This window comes from Bradyrhizobium sp. CCBAU 45384, assembly GCF_028128665.1.
Taxonomy (GTDB): Bacteria; Pseudomonadota; Alphaproteobacteria; order Rhizobiales; family Xanthobacteraceae; genus Bradyrhizobium; species Bradyrhizobium manausense.
Genome location: NZ_LBIZ01000114.1, coordinates 170175 through 195067, shown reverse-complemented (window position 1 = coordinate 195067; position 24893 = coordinate 170175). Strand labels below are relative to the sequence as shown.

The window sequence follows — 24893 nt, the reverse complement described above, 5'->3', positions numbered from 1 at the left end:
GCCCTCCTACTTGATGTCGGAGGCGACCTGCACCTTCACCATCTTGTCGGGATCGGTGACGGTGCCGCTCGGCGAGCCGGCCGGTGCCTTCTTCAGCTTGTCGACCACGTCCATGCCCTGCACGACCTCGCCGATTACGGTGTACTGGCCGTCGAGGCTGCCGCCGTCGGCGAACATGATGAAGAACTGCGAGTTGGCGGTATCGACGCTGTCGCCGCGCCGTGCCATGCCGACGATGCCGCGCGCGAAGTGAACCTTGGAGAATTCCTGCTTCAGATTCGGATATTTCGAGCCACCGGTGCCGTTGCCGTTCTGGCCGTCGCCGGTCTGGGCCATGAAGCCGTCCATCACGCGGTGGAACGGCACGTTGTTGTAGAAGCCCTCGCGCGCCAGCTGCTTGAGGCGCTCGGCGTGCTGCGGCGCCAGGTCGGTCCTGAGCTTGATGACGATGCGGCCCTTTGTGGTGTCGATGACGAGCGCATTGGCCTTGTCGAGATTGGCCGGCAGCTGCTGCGCCACGGCCGGGGCCGCGCCAATAAGCGCGACAAACATCGTGGCAAGGATTGCGAAACGACGGTTCATGAAAGCTCCGGATCAGATGAGATGAAGAAGTGCGCCGTTATCAGGCGAATTTGGCCTTGAGCAAGGATGCAACGAGCGGCGGCACGAAGGCCGACACGTCACCACCCATACCCGCGATCTGTCGCACCAGTGTGGCGGTGATCGGGCGGACCATGGGGGATGCCGGCAGGAAGACCGTATGCACCTCCGGCGCCATGGCCTCATTCATGCCTGCGAGCTGCATTTCGTAGTCGAGGTCGGTGCCGTCGCGCAAACCTCTGATCATGATGGTGGCACCATGCTTGCGGGCGGCGGTCACCGAGAGGTCGTCAAAGGTGGTGGTCTCCAGCGTACAGCCCGCCTGGGCCGCCACCGGCCCGCAGACATCATGCAGCATTTTCAGCCGCTCCTCGGTCGAGAACAGCGGCTTCTTGCCGGGATGAGCGCCGATAGCGACAACAAGCCTGTCGCACAGGGGGACGGCATGCCGGACCACGTCCAGATGGCCGTTGGTGATGGGGTCGAAGGAACCTGGGTAAAAGGCAATGCGCGGCATGGCCCCGTCCTACCTCGCCCGGCCCTGCCCGGCAAGCCGGGCCGGTTCCCTGCGCGCATCCTGCCGATTTTTCCGGCATTCCGAGTCGGAACGGGCCGGTTTGTTTCGTCCTGGGGGCGTCCACGACACACAACCGGATACGCACGAAACCATTTCCGGCATCAGCGAAGACGTCCGGAAACTGGGCATGGTTACTAATCCAGCCAACGAATGACGGGCCGCATATTGGGCGTAGCGGCCGCATCACAGGGGACCGTCAATGATCAAGGCTCTTTCAGCGATCGCTGTTGCTGCGTGTGTTGCTGCAGCCCTCACCCTGCTGCCCGGCTTTGCTCCCACCGTTGAAGCGAGCGTGCCGCAACCGCTGGCCAAGGCCGACCGGCTCGACATCAAGGCCATCGGCAGGGATTGCTCGCAGCAGGCTTGGCCGAACTTCGAGGCGTCCTGCCTGCGCCGCGCCGGCACCAAGACCGACGTCCGCGTTGCGCGCCTGGTCACGGCAGACCGCACCCCTTAGGCGACTTGTCAGGCTGGCGTCATAAACGCCGGCACAAGCTCCGATAGAAACCCCGATAGAAATCCCATGGCAATTTGCGACGTCTCGTCGCAGAGTGGTTGACGCGCGCCCGTCGGAATGACCCGACGGGTGCGATTCCCATCGAAGGGTTTGCAATTGTCCAGTACGCCCGCCGTCGCTTCCGGCCATCGTCCCAATCCGCTTCCGCTTGCCATGACCATGGGCGCCCTCGGGGTGGTCTATGGCGATATCGGCACCAGCCCCCTCTATGCCCTGAAGGAAGCCGCCAAGGCGGCCGCCCATGGCGGCACAGTGACACAGGATGCTGTGCTCGGCGTCGCCTCGCTGATCCTGTGGGCCCTGCTGCTGATCATCTCGCTGAAATATGCGCTGTTGATCCTGCGCGCGGACAACCGCGGCGAAGGCGGCATCGTTGCGCTGCTGGCGCTGCTGCATGCCCGCCACGCCCAGCCCGGGACCTGGCGCGCGCACCTGCTCGTCGTCGGCCTGGTCGGCGCGGCGCTGCTCTACGGCGATGGCGCGATTACGCCGGCCATCTCGGTGCTATCGGCCATCGAAGGCCTCAAGGTCGACGCGCCCTCGCTCTCGCCCGTGGTCGTGCCCGTTACCATCGCCATCCTGGTCGGCCTGTTCGTGATGCAAAAGCAAGGCACCGGCTTCATCGGCCGCATCTTCGGCCCGGTCATGCTGGCCTGGTTCATCGTGCTGGCCGCGCTCGGCATCCACGGCATCCTCAAGGCGCCGGCCGTGCTGGCCGCGCTCAGCCCGTTCTATGCCTTCGACTTCCTGATCCATCAGGACTTCCAGATCTCCTTCGCGATCCTCGGCGCGGCCTTCCTCGCGGTGACAGGTGGCGAGGCGATGTATGCCGATATGGGGCATTTCGGCCGTCTGCCGATCCGGCTCGCCTGGTTCGCGATCTGCTTGCCGGCGCTGGTGCTGAACTATTTCGGCCAGGCTGCGCTGCTGGTCACCGATCCCTCGATGATCGAGAATCCGTTCTTCCAGCTTTGCCCTGACTTCCTGCATTACGGTCTGGTCGCGTTCTCGGCCATTGCGACCGTGATCGCCTCGCAGGCGATCATCTCCGGTGTGTTCTCGCTGACCCAGCAGGCGATCCAGCTCGGCTTCCTGCCGCGCATGCAGATCCGCCACACGCAGAGCGACGCGATCGGCCAGATCTACGTGCCGCTGGTGAACTGGCTGCTCGCCGCCGCAACGCTCGGCGCTGTGCTGAGCTTCGGCACCTCGGACGCACTCGCCGGCGCCTATGGCATCGCGGTGTCGCTGCTGATGGCGATCACCACGCTCCTTGCGGCCCTGGTCGCGATCCAGTGGGGTTTTTCGCCGTGGCTGGTGGTGGCCGTGAACGGCTTCTTCTTCGTCATCGACATGATCTTCTTCGCGGCCAACTCGATCAAGCTGTTCGAGGGCGGCTGGTTTCCGCTGCTGCTCGCCGGCCTCGTTGCCTTCGTCATGCTGACCTGGCGGGCCGGCGTGAAACTGGTCGAGGCCGCGCGGGCAAGGCTGCGACAGCCCGAGGAGGACCTGATCGAGACCGCGGTCAACAAGTGCAGCGCGCGCCTGCCCGGCACAGCGGTGTTCCTGGCCTCGGCCCCGAAAGGCGTGCCGCTGGCGCTCACGCAGTTCGTCAAGCACAACCGCGTGCTGCATGAACGCGTGCTGCTGGTCACCGTGCTGATCGAGGAATCCCCGCATGTCCCCGACGAGGATCGGGCCGAGGTGATCGAGATCATTCCCGGCATCACCCGCGTGATCCTGCATTATGGCTTCATGCAGAATCCGACCATCTACGAAGGCCTGACCCTCACGTGCCGCCAAGGCAAGCTGCCCGGCATCGACCTCGCCGACATCACCTATTACGTCGGCCGCGAGACCATCATCCCGCGCGAGGACGTCCCTGGCATGTGGGTCTGGCGCGAAGGCCTGTTTGCCTTCCTGCAGCGCAACGCCGAACGCTCAGCGGCGTTCTTCGGCGTGCCGACCAAGCAGGTCGTGGAATTCGGCACGGAGCTGGAGATCTAGGCCAAGTGGTAGCCCGGATGGAGCGCAAGCGTAATCCGGGATTCCGCGCAACGGCAGGCAACGTCCGGGCTTCGGGGCTATTGTCGTTTCACCCAGCCACGGTCGAAACGCGTCAAAATGGCATTGCAATTTCTGCCCAGAATCGGCGGGAAATGCGCGCAGGGCAATGTGATCGCCGTCTATCCAGTGCCTCTCTCCATCCGGGCGACGGATTTGCGACCGCCTCATAGTCTGCTCAGTGCGGCAAAGGCCTCATTCCGGACTTGGTGATCACCGTGGCAGCATCCGCGGAAGACAGGAAGCGCAACAAGGCCATCGCGGCGTCGGACTGTTGTGAATTCCTGGGCAAGGCACCGACATACAGTGTCGGTGGCTGAACCTCGGACGGCACGGTGCCCACGAAATCGATTCCCGGCACGTGGATCAGTTCCGGGACTTGCTGGAAGCCGATCTCTGCCTCACCGCGGGCGACCACGGCAGCGACCGGTTCACCTGACGGCGGGCCGCGCACCTTGCGGGTTTTGCCGGAGATCTCATCGGCGACGCCGAGCTTCTTGAATCCGATCGTCGACAGATAAGTGCCGCTGGAACTGTCCGAATAGGCGATGGACTTCGCCGCAAGCAGCGTCTTGCGAAGCGCATCCATCGTGCTGATGTCGGGCTTGGGTTGTCCGGCCCGCACCACCATGCCGATGAACGATTCCGCCAAGGGCACCCGGCTGCCCGCGCGCGTCAGTCCCTTCTGGTCCAGCAGATCGACGCCAATGCCGTCCATGATCACGACGTCGGCCTCCTCGCCGCGCGACAGGCGCGTCGGAATGGCTTCCGGTGAATCACCGACCGAAGGGCCGCGCGTCGTGATGAGCTTGTGTCCCGTCGACTTCTCGAAGGCTGGACCGAGCTCTTCATACACGGCGAAGAACCCGGCTGAGATCATCACCCTGACATCAGCGGCAGACGCGCTGGTCGCAAAAGTGACGGCCAGAAGGACGGCAAACAGGTAACCAATGGCGCGCTGCATACGTTACGCCCCGTTGCCGTTCTCGCCATTGCCGCTCTCCGCCTCTTCCGTGATGTGCTCGACCGAGACGACATGCTCGTCCTCGGCGGTGTCGAACACGATCACGCCCTGCGTTGAGCGGCCGGCGATGCGGATGCCTTCGACCGGGCAGCGGATCAGCTGGCCCTTGTCGGTGACCAGCATGATCTGATCCGCGTCCTCGACGGGGAAGGACGCGACCAGGTTGCCGTTGCGGTTGTTGACGCTCATGGCGACGATGCCTTTGCCGCCGCGGCCCGTCGTGCGGTACTCGTAGGACGAGGTCCGCTTGCCATAGCCGTTGACGGAGACGGTGAGCACGACCTGCTCGGCCGCCGACATCTCGGCATAGCGCTCCTGCGCGAGCTGGAAGCTGCCGGAGGTCTCCTCGCCCTCGGCGTCCGCTGCCGGCTCCTCGGCCGCAGCTTCGCCGGCGACTGCGCGGCGCATCTTCAAATAGGCCGAACGCTCGTCCGAAGTGGTTTCGACATGGCGCAGGATCGCCAGAGAGATCACCTTGTCACCCTCGCCAAGCGCAATGCCCCGCACGCCCATCGAGGTGCGCCCGGTGAACACGCGCACGTCGGGGACCGGGAAACGGATGCACTGGCCGCCGGCCGCGGTCAGCAGCACGTCGTCATGCTCGGTGCAGATCTGCACGTCGACGATCGCTTCGCCGTCGTCGAGCTTCATTGCGATGATGCCGGAGCGGCGAACGTCGACGAAGTCGGACAGCTTGTTGCGGCGAACGTTGCCGCCTGTGGTGGCAAACATCACGTCCAACTGGCCCCAGGTGGATTCATCCTCGGGCAGCGGCATGATGGTGGTGATGCGCTCGCCCTGCTCCAGCGGCAGGATGTTGATCAGCGCCTTGCCCCGCGCGTTGGGAGCTGCCATCGGCAGCCGCCAGACCTTCTCCTTGTAGACCTGGCCGCGCGACGAGAAGAACAGGACCGGCGTATGAGTCGACGCGACAAAGAGCCGGCTGACAAAGTCCTCGTCCCGGGTCTGCATGCCGGAGCGGCCCTTGCCGCCGCGGCGCTGGGCGCGATAGGCCGACAGCGGCACGCGCTTGACATAGCCGGCGTGCGAGACGGTGACCACCATGTCCTCGCGCTGGATCAGGTCCTCGTCCTCGACCTCGCCTTCCTGCTCCATGATCACGGTGCGGCGCGGGGTGGCGAACTCGGCCTTCACCTCCGCAAGCTCGGTCTTGATGATGTCGAGGATGCGGGCGCGTGAGTGCAGGATATCGAGATATTCGCCGATCTCGCCGGCGAGCTTTGACAGTTCGTCGCCGATTTCGTCGCGACCGAGCGCAGTCAGGCGCGCCAGACGCAGTTCCAGGATCGCCTTGGCCTGGTCCAGCGACAGGCGGATGGTGCCGTTCTCGTTGATGCGATGGCGCGGGTCATCGATCAGCGTGATGATGTCCTCGACATCACGGGCCGGCCAGTCGCGCGTCATCAGGGTGTCGCGGGCGGCGGCTGGCGTCGGCGAGGTCCGGATCACCTTGATGATCTCGTCGATATTGGCGACCGCGATCGCGAGGCCGACCTGCTCATGCGCCCGCTCGCGCGCCTTGCGCAGCTTGTATTTGGTGCGGCGGGTGATGACCTGCTCGCGGAAGCCGACGAAGATCGTCAGCATGTCCTTCAGGTTCATCGTCTGCGGGCGGCCCGAGTCGAGCGCGACGGCGTTGACACCAAAGCTCGTCTGCAGCGGCGTGAATTTATAGAGCTGGTTCAGCACCACGTCGGGCACGGCATCGCGCTTGAGCTCGACCACGACTCGGTAGCCGTCGCGGTCGGATTCGTCGCGCAGATCGGCGATGCCCTCGATCTTCTTTTCCTTGTAGAGCTCGGCGATGCGCTCGACCATCGTCGCCTTGTTCACCTGGTACGGGATCTCGGTGATGACGATGGCTTCGCGCTCTTTCCGGATCGTCTCGAACTCGACCTTGCCGCGCATCACGATGGAGCCGCGGCCGAGATGATAGGCGCTGCGGATGCCCTGGCGTCCGAGGATGATGCCGCCGGTCGGGAAGTCGGGGCCCGGGATGATGTTGTTGAGCTCGTCGATGGTCAGCGACGGATTGTCGACCAGCGCCAGGCAGGCGTCGATGACCTCGCCGAGATTGTGCGGCGGGATGTTGGTGGCCATGCCGACCGCAATGCCACCCGCACCGTTGACCAGCAGGTTGGGGAACCGCGCCGGCAGGACCACGGGTTCCTTGGTCGAACCGTCATAGTTGTCCTGGAAGTCGACCGTCTCGTTGTCGATGTCGTCGAGCAGCTTGAGCGCGATCTTGGTCAGCCGCGACTCGGTGTAGCGCATCGCCGCCGGCGGATCGCCGTCGACCGAGCCGAAATTGCCCTGCCCGTCCACCAGCAGCTCGCGCATCGAGAAAGGCTGCGCCATGCGCACCAGCGCGTCATAGATCGCCTGGTCACCATGCGGATGGTATTGGCCCATGACGTCGCCGACGATACCGGCCGACTTCTTGTGCTTCTTGTCGGGCGTGTAGCCTTCCTCGTTCATGGAGAACAGGATGCGGCGGTGCACGGGCTTCAACCCGTCGCGCGCATCAGGCAGCGCCCGCGACACGATCACGCTCATGGCGTAATCGAGGTAGGACTTTTTCATCTCCTCGTAGATCGAGACGGGGCGAATGTCCGAGGGTTGCGCCGGCTGGTCGCCGGGCTTGTTGTCGTCGTCAGCCAAGGGGGAATCCGGTGAGGTTTATCTGGGAATCATATAGCGCATCGAGGCCCCGATAACCACCCTTGCGGGGGGCAGGGCAGCGCTTTTTCCGACTGTTTTTCCAGAGGCTTACGCCCAGCTCGGCACCATCAGGGGCGTGGTCTCGGTGAGCCGCCGGGAACCAGCGCTCAAGTCCCGAAAACCACGTGGTGCATGATGCGCCCGGGCAGCAGCGTGAACAGTCCCGCCACCACCAGCGCGCCTGCAAACATCAGGATCATGATCCGCCGGTGATCGGTCACGCGGTGGGTATGCGCCCGCCAGACCGCGAGCGGCAGACCAGGCACGACGTGAATTTGAGGCAACACATCAGGCCAGCCCGGAAAGCCCAGCTCGGCCCGCCAATTGGTAAGAAAATCTGCCTCTTTAGGCGAGCGAGGCAAAGGCGGCGCAAAAACCCCGCTTGGCCTAGAACGGGATATCGTCGTCCATGTCGTTGTTGCGGCCGCCGCCGCCAGCGGCCACGGGGCGACGCGGTGCGCTGCTGACCGGACCGGACGAGCCGAAATCGCCGCCACCCTCATCGCCGAAGCTGCCGCCTCCTCCGCCACCGCCGCGGCCGTCGAGCATCGTCAGGGTCGAGTTGAATCCCTGCAGCACGACCTCGGTCGAATACTTCTCGACGCCGCTCTGGTCGGTGTACTTGCGGGTCTGTAGCGCGCCCTCGATGTAAACCTTGGCGCCCTTCTTCAGATACTGTTCGACGATCTTGCAAAGCGGCTCGGAGAAGATCACGACACGATGCCACTCGGTCTTCTCCTTGCGCTCGCCGGTGTTCTTGTCGCGCCAGGTCTCGGACGTCGCGATGCTCAGATTCGCGATCGGCCGCCCGTCCTGGGTGCGGCGGATTTCCGGATCCTTGCCGAGATTTCCGACCAGAATGACCTTGTTGACGCTTCCCGCCATCGCCGCTCTCCACTCCAAATGCCACTGAATTTCGAAGGCGCGCCCGCGCCGCCGCCTGTTAAGCCGACCCTATACGCTTACAGGGGCCGATCGGCCCGGCACACCCTCGGTTATCCCCACATATAGCATCGATCGAACATTCGTTCCAGATTTGTTCCTCTCGAAATAGCGCGACCCAAGCGTGCAAACAGCGACTCATGCCGCTATGCACGCCGCCATGAATTGGAACCGGCGCAGGAAAAAAATGATTAACATTCATTAGGTTACGCCCAGATCAATTGCCTGGCGACTGTTGCATTCCAGAGACGGACTCGGCCGCCCGGTTGGACTACGGTTGAGTCGGAATTGGTTCAATGATGGGCGTCGCGCCTGATTGACCGCTTCAGGGGACTTCTGGAGCGGACGACACTGGGGAGACTGCAATGAAGAAAATTCTGTTTGGTACAATTGGTATTGTTGCCTTGGGCTTGTCAGCACCGGCGAGTGCTGCCGATCTTGCGGCACGTCCCTACACCAAGGCGCCGCCGCCGATGGTCGCCACCATCTACGACTGGAGCGGCTTCTACATCGGCATCAACGGCGGCGGCGGATCGAGCCACAAATGCTGGGACTTCGTCGCACCGACCACCGGCACCCTGTTCGGCGAGGGTTGCCACAATGCCACTGGCGGCACGGTTGGCGGCCAGATCGGTTATCGCTGGCAATCGGCCAACTGGGTGTTCGGCCTCGAAGGCCAGGGCAACTGGGCCGACTTCTCCGGCGACAATGTCAGCACCCTCATCCCAACCCAGCGCAACCGCTCGAAGATCGACGCCTTCGGCCTGATCACGGGCCAGATTGGCTACGCCTGGAACAACGTGCTGTTCTACGTGAAGGGCGGCGGTGCCGTGGTCGCCGACAAGTTCAATATCTACACCGCGCCCGGATTCGCCGGAGCCGGCACCCTGCTCGCCTCGGCCAGCGACAACCGCTGGGGCGGCACGGTTGGCGCCGGCCTCGAGTTCGGCTTCGCGCCGAACTGGTCGGTGGGCGTTGAGTACGACCACATCTTCCTGGGCAGCAGGACTCTGACGCTCAACGCGCCCGGTGGCACCGCATTCCAGACCGATCGCATCAGCCAGAATGTCGACATGGGTCTTGTCCGCCTCAATTATCGCTGGGGCGGCCCGGTCATCGCGAAATACTGATCCACCTGAAATCGTTTGAGAACAAAGGCCGGCCTCGCGCCGGCCTTTCGCTTTTCTGTTCCCGACGGGAACCATGGGTCAGCCGGTCTTACATTTTGTATTTGTTGTGGCTTTTGAGAGACGCAACTTGCAGCTTTGGTGGTGTAAGCACGGCACCAGTTGGACCACAGCGTCCGATGCCCTTCCGATCTTGCGGAAGGCAACAACAGAAACTGGGACTGGGATAAGTTGAAAATGAAGAAGGTTTTGTTGGCTTCGGCCGCTCTGATCGCCCTCACCGGCGCCGCTTCGGCTGCCGATCTGGCGGCGCGCCCCTACACCAAGGCTCCCGTGGCCGTGGCCTCGGTCTACGACTGGACCGGCTTCTATCTCGGTATCGTCGGTGGCGGCGCCTGGGAAGCTGCTTCTGGCGACCCGAAGATGAAGGGTGGCTTCGTCGGCGGCACCGCCGGCTACAACTGGCAGACCGGCAACGTCGTGTTCGGTGTCGAGGCCGATGGCGCCTGGGCTGACGTCAGCGCTACGGCTACGGGTACGGTTTTCGTTCCCGGCGTCGGTGGCGTTCCGGCCTCTCTGACCTCGAAGACTGACGCGCTGGGCACCGTTCGGGGCCGCATCGGCTATGCCGTTAACAACGTTCTGTTCTACGGCACCGGCGGTTACGCTTGGATCGACAACAAGCTCACCGCCACCTTGGGCGCTGCATCGGTCTCCGACAGCAAGTTCCACTCCGGCTGGACCGTCGGCGCAGGCGTCGAAGCGTTCTTCGCGCCGCAGTGGTCGGTCAAGGGCGAGTACCTCTATCGCAGCCTCGGCGGCGAGACCTACTTCTCGGGCGCCCTGCCGACCGGTACGCTCAACCTGCACACCGTGCAGGTCGGCGTGAACTATCACTTCGGCGGCCCGGTGGTCGCGAAGTACTGATCTACGCAACCGACGTCACATCGTCACGAAAGGCCGGCCTCGCGCCGGCCTTTTTGTTGTTCCAGCCAAGGCCATTGCCATGAGCTGCTGCCAAGTAGCTGCTGCCAAGTCCCGCCAGTGCGCCAACAATCCGTTGACGATTCGCAAGTCCCACTGGAAATCCGTCTTCGTTCTTCCTACGTTCGCTCAGAACCCCATTGGCGCCGATCCCGGTTCCGGGCGAAGCGCGCCTTAAACGTTGGCGCGATCGCGTAGCTTTGGGATTCCTCGAGGGCAAACCGGATGGATGAAGTGATCAAGGCGAAGCGCCAACAGCAGAACGCGGGCTCCAGCCTGCGCGCAATTACGATTCGTGGCGCGCGCGAGCACAACCTCAAGAACATCGACGTCGAGATTCCCCGCGACAAGCTCGTGGTATTCACCGGCCTCTCCGGCTCCGGCAAATCCTCGCTCGCCTTCGACACCATCTACGCGGAGGGCCAGCGCCGCTACGTCGAATCGCTCTCGGCCTATGCCCGCCAGTTCCTGGAGATGATGCAGAAGCCCGACGTCGACCAGATCGACGGCCTGTCGCCGGCGATCTCGATCGAGCAAAAGACGACGTCGAAGAACCCACGCTCGACGGTCGGCACCGTCACGGAGATCTACGACTACATGCGCCTGCTCTGGGCGCGCGTCGGCGTGCCCTATTCGCCGGCCACGGGACTGCCGATCGAGAGCCAGACCGTCTCGCAGATGGTCGACCGCGTGCTGGCGCTGCCCGAGGGCACCCGCCTCTATCTGCTCGCCCCCGTCGTGCGCGGCCGCAAGGGCGAGTACCGCAAGGAGCTCGCCGAATGGCTCAAGAAGGGCTTTCAGCGCGTCAAGATCGACGGCACCTTCTATGAGCTCGCGGAAGCGCCTGCGCTCGACAAGAAATTCCCGCATGACATCGACGTCGTGGTCGACCGCATCGTGGTGCGCGCCGATATCGGCCAGCGCCTCGCCGAAAGCTTCGAGACAGCGCTGAAGCTCGCCGAGGGCCTCGCCGTCGTCGAGTTCGCCGACGCGCCGGCAGCGACGCCGGTCGAAGAGAAAAAGAAGACGGCCAAGATCCATGACAAGAGCGGACCCGAGCGCATCCTGTTCTCGGAAAAGTTCGCCTGCCCGGTCTCCGGTTTCACCATTCCCGAGATCGAACCGCGCCTGTTCTCGTTCAACAACCCCTATGGCGCCTGCCCGGCCTGCGGCGGCCTCGGCGTCGAGCAGCATGTCGACGAGGATCTGGTCATCCCCGACAAGGAGGTCGCCATCGGCAAGGGCGCGATCGCGCCCTGGGCCAAGTCGTCGTCGCCCTATTACGTGCAGACGCTGACCGCGCTCGGCAAGCACTACAAGTTCACGCTCACCACAAAATGGAAGGATCTGCCGAAGAAAACGCAGAACGCCATCCTGCATGGCTCCGGCGAGGACGAGATCAAGTTCTCTTACGAGGACGGGGTGCGCTCCTACGACACCAAGAAGCCGTTCGAAGGCGTCATCACCAACATCAACCGCCGCTACCGCGAAACCGAGAGCGAATGGGCGCGCGAGGAGCTCGCAAAATATTTCCACGACGTACCCTGCGGCGCCTGCAATGGCTTCCGGCTGAAGCCTGAGGCGCTCTGCGTCAAGGTCGGCGGCAAGCATATCGGCGAGATCTCGGAGCTGTCGGTGAAGGGCGCCGGCGCCTGGTTCGAGACCGTGCCTGATGCGCTGAACGCGCAGCAGAACGAGATCGCCGGGCGCATCCTGAAAGAAATCCGCGAGCGCCTGACCTTCCTGCTCGACGTCGGCCTCAACTATCTCACCTTGTCCCGCTCCTCCGGCACGCTGTCCGGCGGCGAGAGCCAGCGCATTCGCCTGGCCTCGCAGATCGGCTCGGGCCTGACGGGCGTGCTCTACGTGCTGGACGAGCCGTCGATCGGCCTGCACCAGCGCGACAACGCGCGCCTGCTCGACACGCTGAAGCGGCTTCGCGACCTCGGCAATACCGTGGTCGTGGTCGAGCATGACGAGGACGCCATTCGCCTCGCAGACTACGTGCTCGACATCGGCCCCGGCGCCGGCATGCACGGTGGCAACATCGTCGCCGAAGGCACGCCCGAACAGATCATGCGCAACCCGAAATCGCTCACCGGCAAGTACCTGACCGGCGAGCTCGAGGTCGAGGTGCCGGAACGGCGTCCGCCGAACCATCGCCGCACCATCAAGGTGGTGAACGCGCGCGGCAACAATCTCAAGAACGTCACCGCGGAGATTCCGCTCGGCCTGTTCACCGCCGTGACAGGCGTCTCCGGCGGCGGCAAGTCGACGCTCCTCGTCGATACGCTCTACAAGGCCATCGCGCGCAAGCTCAACAACGCCAGCGAAGGCGCCGCCCCGCACGACCGCATCGAGGGCCTCGAGCATATCGACAAGATCATCGACATCGACCAGTCGCCGATCGGCCGTACCCCGCGCTCGAATCCGGCGACTTATACCGGCGCCTTCACGCCGATCCGGGAATGGTTTGCTGGGCTGCCTGAAGCCAAGGCCCGCGGCTACGAGCCCGGCCGCTTCTCCTTCAACGTCAAGGGCGGCCGTTGCGAGGCCTGCCAGGGCGACGGCGTCATCAAGATCGAGATGCACTTCCTGCCCGACGTCTACGTCACCTGCGACGTCTGCAAAGGCAAGCGCTACAACCGCGAGACGCTGGAGGTCCTGTTCAAGGGCAAGAGCATCGCCGACGTGCTCGACATGACCGTCGAGGAAGCCGCCGAGTTCTTCAAGGCGGTGCCGCGCGTGCGCGAGACTTTCCAGACGCTGCACCGCGTCGGCCTGGACTACATCCATGTTGGCCAGCAGGCGACGACTCTTTCAGGCGGCGAAGCCCAGCGCGTCAAGCTGGCAAAAGAGCTGTCAAAGCGCGCCACCGGCCGCACGCTCTACATCCTGGACGAGCCGACCACCGGCCTGCACTTCCACGACGTCAAGAAGCTCCTGGAGGTGCTGCACGAGCTGGTCGCGCAGGGAAACACCGTCGTGGTCATCGAGCACAATCTCGAAGTCATCAAGACGGCAGACTGGGTCATCGACCTCGGCCCCGAAGGCGGCGACGGCGGCGGCGAGATCGTCGCCTGGGGCCCGCCGGAAGACATCGTGAAAGCGCAACGCAGTTACACCGGCAGGTTCCTGGAGCCGGTGCTGAAGAAGGCGCGCAAGCCGAAGCGAAGGAGCACGAGTGAGGCGGCGGAGTAAATGTTGGAGCCGTAGGGCGGATTAGCGAAGCGTAATCCGCCGCTGCCCTTCTTGTGAGAAGCGAGATTCGGGAAGCCGACATGTCCGCAGGCCTCGTTCAAACCTATCGCGCCTTCGCCTACAACAATGCCTGGGCGAACCATCGCCTGCTGACCGCCTGCGCCGGTCTCAGCCAAGCCGAGTTCGAAGCCCCGCGAACCGGCTTCTTCCCGAGCATTCAACGCACGCTGAACCACATCTACGTCATCGATCTCTTCTACATCGATGCGCTCGAGGGCGGCTGGCTCGGACCACGCGCCTGGGCAAACGAGGTGCGGTACCCCTCACTTGCTGCGCTGAAAGCGGCTCAAGGCGCCATGGACCGACGCTTGATCGTCATCTGCGATGCGCTGACACCAGAGCTTCTGGAGGGCATGGTCCGGATCAACCGCGACACGCGCGTCCAGACCGAACGCCGAGACCGGCTGTTGATGCATCTGTTCCAGCATCAGATCCACCATCGCGGACAGGCCCACGCCATGCTGTCGGAAACGTCGGTCGCACCGCCACAGCTCGATGAATTCTTCGCAGAAGGGGAGGCCCCGCTGCGGGCTGCCGAGTTCGCCGAACTCGGCTGGAGCGAGCAGACGGTTTGGAAATCCTAGGGCCCTAATCTCTCGCCATGTTCTGAGCATCGTCCGTGCCACAATACTTAGTTCGTCCATCAGCAACCTCTGGTTAGTTGCTGATCCTTGCTGTACTGCTCTGATTTCGCCGTCGGGAGATCAGATTTGAGCAACGCAACTGAAGCAAGCGGCTTTCATTTCGAATTTCAAGTCACCAGAGCCGAAGACCGCGCTTTTGCAAATCTTACTGGTAAACAGCTCGGGGCTCTCATTGACAAGCGCATCAGCGCTGGTGCGCCACTCGTCGCGATCTTCCTGATCATCGTTTGGGCCTGCACAGCCGTGGATCGAGGTCGGACGACGTCGGGCGCGGCATTCGGATCGTTACTATGGTTCATGCTGGGGTATTTCTTCGCATTCTTCGTGATGGGCTGGTGCAATCGCCGAATGTTCGACAAATTGTTCGAGATGCGTGGAGCCGCGCAGAAGACGTGGCAAGTTATTTTTGATGATGTCTCGATAATCGTTAGGACTCCGGGTACCGAAAGCCGGGTGCTCTGGAATGCGATTGCAGCGGTGAAGGATACTGATACGCTGGTCGCGCTCTGGTACGACGCACGGATTGGCTTTTTTATTCCAGCCAGGGTTTTCGCTGACTCGGCGTCGCGTATTGCATTTGCAGAGTGGGCCAATGAGCATGTGCGACGCGCCGCATCCTCGGCCAAATCATCCGCAAGCCCGGCTATCGGCTAGTAGCCTCCCTTCATGCCCTACTCCCTCGCCATCTTCGACCTCGACGGCACCCTCGTCGACAGCTTCCCCTGGTTCCTGCGCACCATCAACGACGTCGCCGACCGCTTCGGCTTTCGTCGCGTGCGGGATGAGGATATCGAGGAGCTCAGGCATGCCTCGACGCGGGAGATCCTCTCCCGGCTCGAAGTGCCCGTGTGGAAGCTGCCCGCGATCGCGCGCTATGCCCGGCGGCTGAAGGGCGAAGCGGCCGCAGAGATTCCGCTGTTTGCCGGCACTGATGCGATGCTGCGGACGCTCGCGGAGAACGGCGTGCAGCTTGCGCTGGTGACGTCGGACAGCGAGGTCAACGCGCGGCAAAAGCTCGGTGCGTCGGCCGCGCTCTTCCAGCATTTCGACTGCGCCGCGTCGTTGTTCGGCAAGGCCGCGAAATTCCGCCGTGTGATCCGGCGCGCCGAAGCCGTTCCGAAAAAAGTCATTTCCATCGGCGACGAGGTCCGCGACATCGAGGCGGCGCGCGCGGTGGGTGTTGCCTGCGGCGCGGTCAGTTGGGGCTATGCCGCGTCGTCCGCGTTACAGGCGCTTTCGCCCGACTACATGTTCGCACAGATGGATGAGATCGCGGCCGCCTTATGCGGGAACGTAGGGTGGATTAGCGAAGCGTAATCCACCTCTGTTGGCATCCGCAGGGCCAAAGGCGGCGGATTACGCTTCGCTAATCCGCCCTACGCATTACGCTCTCCCACCATCCGCGGCGTTGCCCGACGGGCAAAACACACCACCGCTCGGTCAATGCTTGCCAGTGCAAATAATTCGCTTTACTCGAATTCGGAAATGACGCATACAGGATCCACCCTGCCCGGTCCGAGGGGCGTATCGCGATCGTCACGACACGCGGGTGGGATGTGGTGGACGCAGGCCGCATTGGCGCGAAGGTCCTCGCGGGGCGGGAAACCGTGAGCGAAGACCGTCGCGCAAACGACCGGTGCAGCCTGCGTACGGCAAAATCGTGTGGTCCTGGCGCCCGGAGTCTGTGCGCCAAGTCTCGTGGTGATGTGCGATGTCCAACCGGGCGTGCACATCAGCCATCCGCGAGGCGACGGGGGCAATAGTGCATCGCTCCCCGGGGAGAGCACGACATAAGCCGTTCCAACCACTGCGCAGGGAAGGCCGGGATGTCCTGGCTTCACCTGTATGCCGCTGTGCAGCCTTTTGTAGCGCAGACTATCGCACAGTGGACCGCGGGTGCCAGCCGGCTCCCGGCCTTCCCTGCGCCCTCGGCACTCTTGAGGGCGATGACCACCGCAAAGCTCGGGCACGACGTGCCGCGAGACGGCGAAGACATGCGCGACTGCAATACCAAGGGATGAGCTTACGCGCGCTTGCTTGCGGGAGGCTTGCGGAAGCGCTCTGACGATGCGGCCCTTCGACGCAAGAAATACCTAAAGTTGTCGCCCAGAATCGCAGTAATGAACCGAAACAATGTTTCTGCGTGCTGGCATGAGGCCAGTCCCTGCCTCGCGACCCGGCAATGACTGACGGACGTCCAGGCCTCCTCGACAAGCCCAGCCTCGCCGTCAGGAATGCCCATGGTGTCGACCTATTTCAACTACAGCTATATCGCGCGCAATCTCACACAGTCGCTGACGCGGGTGGCGCAGCAGTCGGACGTCTCGCGGGAAGCTGCTTACTACAAGGCCAACATCGGCAAGGTGCACAGCGTCGACGATCTGATGAGGGACTATCGCCTGTATCACTACGTCACGAAAGCCTATGGTCTGGAAGACATGGCCTACGCCAAGGCCTTCATGAAGAAGGTGCTGCAGAGTGATCTCTCGGACCCCAGGAGCTTCGCCAACACGCTGATCGACAAGCGTTACCGGGAATTCGCCGCGGCCTTCTCCTTCGGCGGCGGCACAACGAAAATCGCGCAATCGGAAAGCCAGACCGAGGACATGATCGGGCTGTACACCGCAGCCATGAAGAGCAACGTCGATGCCATTGCCGCCGACGCGAAATACTACAATGCCAAAATTGGCACCGTGACCAGCGTCGGCCAGATTCTGAGCGACGATCGTCTCCGCAACTATGTCGCCTCGGCATTCGGCATCGACCAGAGCAAATGGTCGCGCGACACGATCAAGCAGGTCCTGACCAGCGACCCGTCAGATCCGAACAGCTACGTCAACGTCACTTTCTCGTCCAAGCTGGATGGCCTGAACGCGCAGCTTGCCCAGGCCAAATCGGATGCAGCGGACGCCAGCACGAAGATCGCCGACTACACGACGCAACTGTCGCAGCCCGGCGCCGACGTCAATCAATTGAAGGTCCAGATCCTGGTCGAAAGATATCGCCTGCAGTCGGCCGTGAGCAGCATATCCAGCACCAACGACGCGATCGCGACGACCGGCGGGTTCATGGATCTCGCCGCCGCGTTCGATTTTTCAGCCGACGGCTCGCTTCCACCGGGGACCCCGGCACAGACCGCTGCAAACCTTGCCAGCACCAACAAGAGATTCGACGACAGCAAGTCGGCGGTCTATGCGGCGGCCAGCCCGCTACAGGAAGCTGTGCTGATCGGGCAATTCAGAAAAGCCATCCCGAGCGTGACTTCACTGCAGGCGCTGGTCTCCATACCGGGCGCGTATGGTTTTGCGTTGGCTGCCGTCGGCCTCGATCCCACACAAGTGTCGCAATCGACCGTGAAGGCTGTCCTCGAAAGCGACCTCAGCGATCCCAAGAGCTATGTCTATACGCTCAAGGACGATCGCTATGTCAAGCTCGCGCGTGCCTTCAATTTCGACGCCAAAGGCAATCTGACCACCCCTCTGGCGGCCCAGGATCCAGCCGAAATCCTCGATATCGCGAAGAACTACGTCATTGCGAAACTGAAATTTGCAAGCCCGCAGGCCCAGCCGAAGATCAAGGTGCAGGCACAGAAGGACGCCTCGGACTATCAACAGGCGATCGGCGGCATCAAGAGCGTTTCCGATCTGCTCGCGAACAGGAAGCTGGTCGACTTCATCCTGGTCGCCAAGGGTTTGGACCCCGCAAAGGTGAGCACCACCTATCTCAAGAAAATTTTTGCTTCCGATCTGAATGACCCCAAGAGCTTCGCAGACACGGAAAGCGATCCTCGCTTTGCCGAGATCGCAGCATCGTTCAATTTCGACAAGGACGGCAACGTCGCGCGCCTTGCGATGGAGGGTCCGCAAAAGCGCGATCAATTCCTGTCAACGCAGAAGAACTATCTCGAGCAAAGCCTGGAGCAGCAGCAGGGCGATGCCAATCCGGGCGTGCGCCTCGCACTGTATTTCCAGCGCATGGCGGGACACATCACATCCGCCTACGACATTCTCGCCGACAAGGCGCTCTCGGAGGTGTTCCGCACCACCTTCGACTTGCCCGATCAGATGGCCTCAATGCAGATCGATCAGCAGGCCAAGATCGTGGAGAAGTACCTCAATCTCAAAGACCTCGGAGATCCCACGAAAGTTGCAAAACTTCTCAGCCGCTTCTCGGCCATGTATGACGCGAAGAACGCCAGCCAAACCTACTCGCCCGTGCTCGACCTCTACCAGGGATCGAGCTCGGGGACGTCAGGCATCAGTGAATCGACATATCTCGCCATGGCAAAAATGCGCGCCAGCCCGTGGTGACGGATCGCCTACTCTGCCAGCGTCGCCTCGACGAATCCGCGTGGGTTTGCGCAGAACTCGCGCATCACCCTGTAGTGATCTGTCTGCTCCACTGTAACAGGCTCGAGTCCGTATTTGCCGAGCCGCAGCAGCTGCGCATTGGGATAGGCCATCAGCAACGGCGCATGGGTCGCCATGACGACCTGGCAGATGCGAGAGTCGTCCATACGTCGCAGCAGCTTCAAAAACTCGATCTGCCGCGCCGGCGACAGCGCGGATTCCGGCTCGTCGAAGATAAAAATGCCCTGGCGCTGGCAGCGTTCTTCGAAAAAGCGGAGGAAGCCTTCGCCGTGCGAGTGCGACAGGAAATCGGGACCGACCTGACCAGCATCACGCGCGGCCTTGTCCAGATATCGCGCGACCGAGAAAAAACTCTCGGCGCGAAAAAACCAGCCGTTGGTGATCTTCGGCAGCCAACTTGCGCGCAAAGCCGTGGAGAGCTGGCCGCCCATCTTCTCGCGCGCCTCGGAGTGATCGACCGGCATGTATCCTTTGCCTCCACCGGCATCGTCGTAGCCGGCCAGCGCTGCGATGCCCTCCAGGACCGTCGACTTCCCGGTGCCGTTCTCCCCAACGATGATCGTGATGCGCGCCTCGAAATTGAGTTCGAAATCATCCGGAAAGATGGGCAAGCAAAACGGATACATCTCGCGATCGCGAACTTGCGACGGATCGAGCCAGACTCGCCTCAGATACGGCGCAGGCAGATTGATCGTCCGATAGCCCTTCCGCGCCATTGCCGCTCCGCTCCTCCACCCAGATAAGAACATAACAGGAACAATTGGATTGCAAAGAGGTATCTTGTACCGCCCTTGGGCGCAGAGCCTACTCCAGCGCCTCCAGCACCAGCTCCATGGTCATCAGCACGGGATTGTCGCCGCGGATCAGGCGGCCCTCGGCGATGCCGCCGGTGTAGTCGATCAGGGCAACGTCAAGCGCGGCTTCCAGCGCGCCGGACGCGCCAGGCGCGATCGTCCCGTTTGTGATCGCGAGCTCCGTGGCAAACGGCTCGGTCACACCGCCATGGGTAAAGCGCGCGCCGACGGTCGAACCGACGCCGCCGTGGATTTTGGCGCGCGCGATGCCGTGTGCGCGGCAGAAGGCTTCGAGACAGCCAGCAAAATCCTGGTTGGGGCGCAGCCGCAGGGCAAAGGCGCGGCCGCTCGTACGCGCGCCTATGCTTGCGGCTGCGACAGGCCCGAACAGCTTGAAATTGGTCTCGGGGTCGGGCTCGACGATGAACATTGCGCCATCCACGCCGAAGGCCTGCACCTCGAACGGCTCGGCGATGACAGTCTCGTCCGGCAACATGTGGCCGCCGCTCGCCTTGCCGTCCGCCTCGGTCCAGAGCCCGTGGCAGTGAAAGAACGGCGCCCCGTCGCGCGATCCCAACGTCATGCTGCCGAGCTTGGTGCGTGTCACGCCCGCGGGCCGATAGGTATCGCTGTAGAACGCTGCATTCTCGCCCGTCTTCGACAGCGCCGGCATGACATAGCCGAACGGTCCGAGTGCGCCCTGACCGAAATTCAGCACGCCGCCGGCAAATCCTTCGGCAGCAAAACCGCGGCGCGCGGCTTCGAGCAGCGGCAGGCCCGCCTCAAGCCTGAACGAAAAGGCGCGTCCCCTCGCCTCCACCCATTGGATACGTTCAGTGACGGGCACACCCGGCTGCTTGATGCTCCGCATGATCAGCGCTCAGCCCGTCTTCGTCTTGTCGAGATCGAGCAGCCCGCGCGCCTCGAGCTCGTCGCGCACCATGCGTTTCGGCACCTTGCCATAGCCGGATTTCGGCAAGGCCTCCCAGAAGAAGAACCGCTTCGGCATCTTGTAGCGCGGCACCTTCGGCGACAGGAACGCGGCCATCTCGGCCTCGCTGACCGGCTTCGCACCCTCGCGCGCAACGCAGACGGCGATACCGACCTCACCCCAGGTCGCATCGGGCACACCGAGGACAGCGACCTCGCCGACCGCGGGATGCGTCAGGATCTTTTCCTCGATCTCGCGCGGATAGATGTTGGAGCCGCCGGAGATGTACATGTCCGACGCTCGTCCGGTGATATAGACGAAGCCCTCCTCGTCCATGTGGCCGAGATCGCCGGTACGGAACCAGCCGTTGCGGAACGCCTTCGCATTGGCTTCGGGATTGTCGTAATAGCCTGCGAGCACCGCAGGTCCGATCACGCAGATCTCGCCACTCTGGTTCGCGCCGAGCTCGCGGCCCTCGTCGTCCTGGATCGAGACCTGCATGCCGGTGCGCTCGAAGCCGCAGGTGCCGATCTTCGCATGCGGGCCGTCCTCGGGATCATGCAACGCCGCCGGCAGCACCGTGATGTTGCCGGTGACCTCGCCGAGGCCGAAATACTGCACGATGACCTTGCCGAGCTTTTTGAGCGCAGCCTTCTGGTCCTCGCGATACATCGGCGCGCCGGCATAGATCACGTGACGCAGCGAGGAATGATCGTATTTGTCGGCGGCGGGATGCTCGACCATCATCTTCAAAATCGTCGGCACCGTGAACAGATTGGCGATGCGGTGTTTTTCGATCAGGCGGAACGCCTCGTCGATGTCGAATTTCTCGGTCGGCAACAGCACGGTGCAGACGCCGCGCGCGGTCTGGACCAGCTGATGCACGCCGGCGCCATGCGACAGCGGTGCCACCACCAGCGACGCATCCGCTTCCGTCACGCCGGGGGTGAGATCGGCGAGATGATTGGTGACGACAAAGCCCATCTGGCCATGCGTCAGCACCGCGGCCTTGGAGCGGCCGGTGGTGCCTGAAGTGAAGAAGAACCAGCAGGGATCGTCATGCTCGACCGCGACGTTCTCGACCACGGTGCCCGCCTGCGACGCGATGGCGTCAGCCACGGACCCCTCGCCGAACGAGGCCTTACCGTCGACGCTCCAGGTGAACTCCAACGCGCCGCCCCTCACCGCCGCGGCATGCCCGGGGAAATCGACATGACACAGGAATGCCTTCGCGCCGGAGGCCTGCGCGAGATAGGCGACCTCATCCGGCATCAGGCGGAAATTGGTGGGCACCCAGACCGCGCCGAGCCGGAAGGCGGCGAACATCGAGACAAACATCTCCTCGCCATTCTTGGAATGGACGAGGATGCGATCGCCCTTGGCGATGCCACGGGCGGCGAGCGCAGCAGCGAGAGCCGAGACTCGCGCATCGATCTCGCGCCAGGTCCACGATTTGTCTCCCCAGACGAACCCGGGCCGCGATCCATGCCGCCGCGCGTTCTGCGTCAGCATGTAAGCGAGATTCATGACGCGGCGAGACATGCGGAGCGGTTGCATCGGGCTTCCTCTTCGACGGCGAACGGCACTCATCCCGTCCGCTCATTGCAGCCCATTTATCGCGATCCGCCGCGGTGTAGCAAGGCCGCCGGCCGCGCACCTGCGTTACGGCTTTTTGAACTCGAACGGCGTCGCCGTGATCGCCCTTTCCTTGACGCAGGCCTGCGAACCGAAACCGCCGCAATAGCTGCCGTGCAGGTCGAAGCGGACGGTGCGCGCCGCACCTCGCTTCATCGGCGACGCCACAATGCTATAGCTGCGGACATAGCCGTCGAACACGGCGCGCACGCTGCCGTCGGGTCGCGTCACCAGGATATCCAGCAGGCAACCGCCGGTTCCGCAATAGATGCTCTCGCGTTCGCCGCATTTGGTATCGCGGAAATCGACGATGTAATCGTCGCGGCCATCGCCGGTCAGGTCGATCTTGCGCACCGTACCGGGCGCGAAGCTCACCGCGCCGCCGCCCTGACTTTCACATTCCTCATGGGCATAGCGCAGCGCCTTCTGCACAGCGGGCGGATAGTCGGCTGGATCAAACGGCTTGGCATCATCGGCGCGCGCCGCGGCCGTGAGCATCGTGAGCAGGAGGAACAGATATCGCATACGTCTTGGTCGCCGGCGCGGCCGCATCGTTCAGGGAATTTTAAACATGATCAGCGCAACCTCGCTCAGTTCTCGCGTACAGAGTGCCGCACCATGGTCAAAGCGCCCGTCTTCCTCCTGCTGTCGTTGGCGCTTGCCGGATGCGCGGTGGCCCCGCAAGCCCACCTCGCCTCAGATCCCGTATTCCAGCCCGCGCGCTATGCCTGGGACGGCGCAGGCGAGAATCCCAATCAGCAACGCGCCACCGAGCGAGCAACACGCATCGCCGCCAAGCCCGCGCACGACGGAACCGACGCCGACCAGGACGCCAAGGTCAATCGCTCGCTGGTCATCTGCCAGGGCTGTCTCCCCGCAAAACCCCAGCAAGAAGATGCGCGGCTCGCCAAGGCGACGGATTGAACCTAACTGCGACTCCGCCTATTTCGTGCGCGAAGCCGGCAGCTGAAGATCGACGACATCAAGGGTTCCTCCGACGGCGAGCCTGGTCGATCCGCAAGATGCTGACAGACTTGCTGAAGAGCTGATTGGAGAGTCGATGAGCGACGTGATCAACAACAAAGCCCATCACCGCTACGAGCTTGAGGTCGAAGGCTATCTCGCGACGGAGCATTACAAGCTCGACGGCAACGTCATCACGTTCGAACATACCGACGTGCCGAAGGAGCTCGGCGGCAAGGGCGTCGGCTCGAGGCTGGTGCAAGGGGCGCTCGACCAGGTCCGCGCTGCCGGGTTGAAGCTAATCCCGCAATGCCCGTTCGTGAAGGCGTGGATCGAGAAACATCCGGACTATCAGGACCTGGTGAAGGTCTAGCCGAACCGGAGCGTCACAGCGCCCCAAGCTTCCTCAGCGAGTCCTGCGCTGTCTGCAACCCGGGCTTCAATTCCAGCGCCTTGCGGAAGTCGGCGATCGCTCCCTTGACGTCGCCAAGCCTCATCTTGGCCTGGCCACGATTATTCCAGGAAAATACATCGGCCGGATCATACTCCAGCGCCTTGTCGTAGTCGGCAAGACCGCCCTTGTTGTCGCCGAGATAGAGCCGGATCATGCCACGATTGCGCCAGCCGCGCGCATCGGTCGGCGCAACGCGGATCGCCTCGCCATAATCGGCGGCCGCGCGGTCGAGTTGCTCGTTGTCTCGGTAGACGTTGCCGCGGTCGATATAGGCGAGCAGATCGGGTGCGAGCTTGATCCGCATGCTGAAGTCGGCCAGCGCATGAGCCGTGTCGTGCTTGCGGGCGTAGACGTAGCCCCGATTGGCGTAGGCGGTGGCATAGTTGGGATTGCGCTTGATCGCAGCGTCGAAATCGGCGATCGCGCCGTCGAGATCGCCCTTGTTGTAGCGGGACTCGCCACGATTGCTGTAGGCCGTCGCCATCGACGGATCGAGCTTGATAGCCTCATCGTACTCGGCGATGGCACGATCATAGTTGTGCTTGAAGCTGTGGACGCGGCCGCGATTGTTATAGGCGCAGGCATAGGTGGGATCCAGGCGCACGGCTTCATCGAGATCGGACAGCGCCGCGTCAAACTCGCGCTTCTCGGTCAGACCATGACCGCGGTTGCAATAGGCGCCGGCGAGCCTGCGGCCGGTCTCGCCGTTGCTGTCGATCACCGTCGAGCAGGCCTTCACCCGCTCGTCCGGCGTGCTGCTCAACCCCACGCAGGCTTCCCAGGCCGGGCCGCCCTCGGCAGCGGCCGGCACCGTCGCCGTCAAGGCCAGCATGGCGAGCAAGGCCATCAGACTGAGCTGGACACGCATTTTGCAGATATCTCCCCTGCGGCAACCTCCCTTGGTCGCGCCTTGGCAAGGGTGGGTTCAGGTGCCTAGATCAGGGAACGAGCACGCTTCGGAAGGATCAGGCATGGCGGCATCGGTACGCGACAACAAGGTCAGGAGCCGCTTCGAGCTCGATGTCGGCAGCGAGCTCGCCTTCGCCAATTACCGGCTGACGCCGTCGGCAGTCATCATCACCCACACTGAGACGCCGCGCGCCCTGCGCGGCCGCGGCATTGCGTCTGAGTTGATCAAGGGCGTGCTCGAGATCATCCGCCGCGACGGCAAGAAGGTCATCGCGGGCTGCGGCTTCGTCGTCGACTATCTCGACCGGCATCCGGAGGATGCGGATCTGGTGGCCTGAACGACAAAGAGCCCGCG

General features: G+C 63.1%; 24 protein-coding genes. 13 read left to right on the top strand and 11 right to left on the bottom strand.

Going from position 1 to position 24893, the window contains the following annotated elements; genetic code table 11:
• Positions 1-6 precede the first annotated feature (6 nt).
• Both XH80_RS27195 and coaD read right to left on the bottom strand, forming a co-directional pair.
• Complete coding sequence (locus XH80_RS27195; protein WP_057755664.1) at positions 7-582, bottom strand: peptidylprolyl isomerase; 576 nt, start codon at positions 580-582, stop codon at positions 7-9.
• Positions 583-622: 40 nt separating this feature from the next.
• On the bottom strand, positions 623-1117 hold the full coding sequence (gene coaD, locus XH80_RS27190) for a pantetheine-phosphate adenylyltransferase (protein WP_057755666.1): 495 nt from the start codon (positions 1115-1117) through the stop codon (positions 623-625).
• A gap of 259 nt (positions 1118-1376) precedes the next feature.
• On the opposite strand from coaD, the gene XH80_RS27185 reads away from it, so the two are divergent.
• Together XH80_RS27185 and XH80_RS27180 are read left to right on the top strand one after the other, a co-directional pair.
• Positions 1377-1634 carry a hypothetical protein gene (locus XH80_RS27185; RefSeq protein ID WP_271601214.1) on the top strand — a complete coding sequence of 86 codons (258 nt, stop codon included), beginning with the start codon at positions 1377-1379 and terminating at the stop codon, positions 1632-1634.
• Between the two features lie 213 nt (positions 1635-1847).
• The gene (locus XH80_RS27180; RefSeq protein WP_271601321.1) at positions 1848-3701 is read left to right on the top strand and encodes a potassium transporter Kup; all 1854 of its coding nucleotides are present in this window, start codon (positions 1848-1850) and stop codon (positions 3699-3701) included.
• Between the two features lie 235 nt (positions 3702-3936).
• On the opposite strand, the gene XH80_RS27175 is transcribed toward XH80_RS27180, so the two are convergent.
• The 4 genes from XH80_RS27175 to XH80_RS27160 form a co-directional block, all read right to left on the bottom strand.
• Positions 3937-4722 (bottom strand): substrate-binding domain-containing protein, encoded by a 786-nt coding sequence (locus XH80_RS27175; RefSeq protein ID WP_271601213.1) that lies wholly within the window; start codon positions 4720-4722, stop codon positions 3937-3939.
• 3 nt (positions 4723-4725) lie between these two features.
• Positions 4726-7464 (bottom strand): DNA gyrase subunit A, encoded by a 2739-nt coding sequence (gyrA, locus tag XH80_RS27170; RefSeq protein WP_271601212.1) that lies wholly within the window; start codon positions 7462-7464, stop codon positions 4726-4728.
• Positions 7465-7631: 167 nt separating this feature from the next.
• Entirely contained in the window at positions 7632-7811 is a 180-nt protein-coding gene (locus XH80_RS27165; RefSeq protein WP_271601330.1) for a hypothetical protein, read from the bottom strand.
• A 100-nt stretch (positions 7812-7911) separates the two neighbouring features.
• Positions 7912-8409, bottom strand: coding sequence for a single-stranded DNA-binding protein (locus XH80_RS27160; protein ID WP_057755676.1), 498 nt, complete (start codon positions 8407-8409; stop codon positions 7912-7914).
• Between the two features lie 422 nt (positions 8410-8831).
• On the opposite strand from XH80_RS27160, the gene XH80_RS27155 reads away from it, so the two are divergent.
• The 8 genes from XH80_RS27155 (at position 8832) to XH80_RS27120 (ending at position 18792) form a co-directional block, all read left to right on the top strand.
• Positions 8832-9596 carry an outer membrane protein gene (locus XH80_RS27155; RefSeq protein ID WP_271601211.1) on the top strand — a complete coding sequence of 255 codons (765 nt, stop codon included), beginning with the start codon at positions 8832-8834 and terminating at the stop codon, positions 9594-9596.
• Positions 9597-9830: 234 nt separating this feature from the next.
• The gene (locus XH80_RS27150) at positions 9831-10520 is read left to right on the top strand and encodes an outer membrane protein (protein WP_057755681.1); all 690 of its coding nucleotides are present in this window, start codon (positions 9831-9833) and stop codon (positions 10518-10520) included.
• Positions 10521-10802: 282 nt separating this feature from the next.
• On the top strand, positions 10803-13778 hold the full coding sequence (uvrA, locus tag XH80_RS27145) for an excinuclease ABC subunit UvrA (protein WP_271601210.1): 2976 nt from the start codon (positions 10803-10805) through the stop codon (positions 13776-13778).
• Between the two features lie 80 nt (positions 13779-13858).
• Positions 13859-14422: a DinB family protein gene (locus XH80_RS27140; RefSeq protein ID WP_271601209.1), complete on the top strand. Its 564-nt coding sequence runs from the start codon at positions 13859-13861 to the stop codon at positions 14420-14422.
• Between the two features lie 126 nt (positions 14423-14548).
• On the top strand, positions 14549-15136 hold the full coding sequence (locus XH80_RS27135) for a YcxB family protein (RefSeq protein WP_271601208.1): 588 nt from the start codon (positions 14549-14551) through the stop codon (positions 15134-15136).
• A gap of 12 nt (positions 15137-15148) precedes the next feature.
• Positions 15149-15799, top strand: coding sequence for an HAD-IA family hydrolase (locus tag XH80_RS27130; RefSeq protein WP_271601207.1), 651 nt, complete (start codon positions 15149-15151; stop codon positions 15797-15799).
• 509 nt (positions 15800-16308) lie between these two features.
• Complete coding sequence (locus XH80_RS27125; RefSeq protein WP_271601206.1) at positions 16309-16503, top strand: hypothetical protein; 195 nt, start codon at positions 16309-16311, stop codon at positions 16501-16503.
• A gap of 219 nt (positions 16504-16722) precedes the next feature.
• Positions 16723-18792, top strand: a complete 2070-nt coding sequence (locus XH80_RS27120) for a DUF1217 domain-containing protein (RefSeq protein WP_271601205.1) — start codon at positions 16723-16725, stop codon at positions 18790-18792.
• 8 nt (positions 18793-18800) lie between these two features.
• Here the strand turns inward: XH80_RS27120 and XH80_RS27115 are convergent, their stop codons facing one another.
• The 4 genes from XH80_RS27115 to XH80_RS27100 all read right to left on the bottom strand — a co-directional run bounded on the left by XH80_RS27115 (position 18801) and on the right by XH80_RS27100 (position 22737).
• Complete coding sequence (locus XH80_RS27115) at positions 18801-19568, bottom strand: AAA family ATPase (protein WP_271601204.1); 768 nt, start codon at positions 19566-19568, stop codon at positions 18801-18803.
• A gap of 88 nt (positions 19569-19656) precedes the next feature.
• Positions 19657-20517, bottom strand: coding sequence for a PCC domain-containing protein (locus tag XH80_RS27110; RefSeq protein WP_271601203.1), 861 nt, complete (start codon positions 20515-20517; stop codon positions 19657-19659).
• Between the two features lie 9 nt (positions 20518-20526).
• Positions 20527-22134, bottom strand: a complete 1608-nt coding sequence (locus XH80_RS27105) for an acyl-CoA synthetase (protein ID WP_271601202.1) — start codon at positions 22132-22134, stop codon at positions 20527-20529.
• Positions 22135-22239: 105 nt separating this feature from the next.
• Entirely contained in the window at positions 22240-22737 is a 498-nt protein-coding gene (locus XH80_RS27100; protein ID WP_271601201.1) for a hypothetical protein, read from the bottom strand.
• 93 nt (positions 22738-22830) lie between these two features.
• On the opposite strand from XH80_RS27100, the gene XH80_RS27095 reads away from it, so the two are divergent.
• Together XH80_RS27095 and XH80_RS27090 are read left to right on the top strand one after the other, a co-directional pair.
• Positions 22831-23136: a hypothetical protein gene (locus XH80_RS27095; protein WP_057755713.1), complete on the top strand. Its 306-nt coding sequence runs from the start codon at positions 22831-22833 to the stop codon at positions 23134-23136.
• Between the two features lie 136 nt (positions 23137-23272).
• Positions 23273-23548: a GNAT family N-acetyltransferase gene (locus XH80_RS27090; RefSeq protein ID WP_271601200.1), complete on the top strand. Its 276-nt coding sequence runs from the start codon at positions 23273-23275 to the stop codon at positions 23546-23548.
• 13 nt (positions 23549-23561) lie between these two features.
• Here XH80_RS27090 and XH80_RS27085 read toward each other — a convergent pair whose 3' ends face one another.
• Complete coding sequence (locus tag XH80_RS27085) at positions 23562-24497, bottom strand: tetratricopeptide repeat protein (protein ID WP_271601199.1); 936 nt, start codon at positions 24495-24497, stop codon at positions 23562-23564.
• Between the two features lie 103 nt (positions 24498-24600).
• Between XH80_RS27085 and XH80_RS27080 the strand changes: the two genes are divergently transcribed.
• Entirely contained in the window at positions 24601-24876 is a 276-nt protein-coding gene (locus XH80_RS27080) for a GNAT family N-acetyltransferase (protein WP_271601198.1), read from the top strand.
• The last annotated feature ends 17 nt before the right edge of the window (positions 24877-24893 follow it).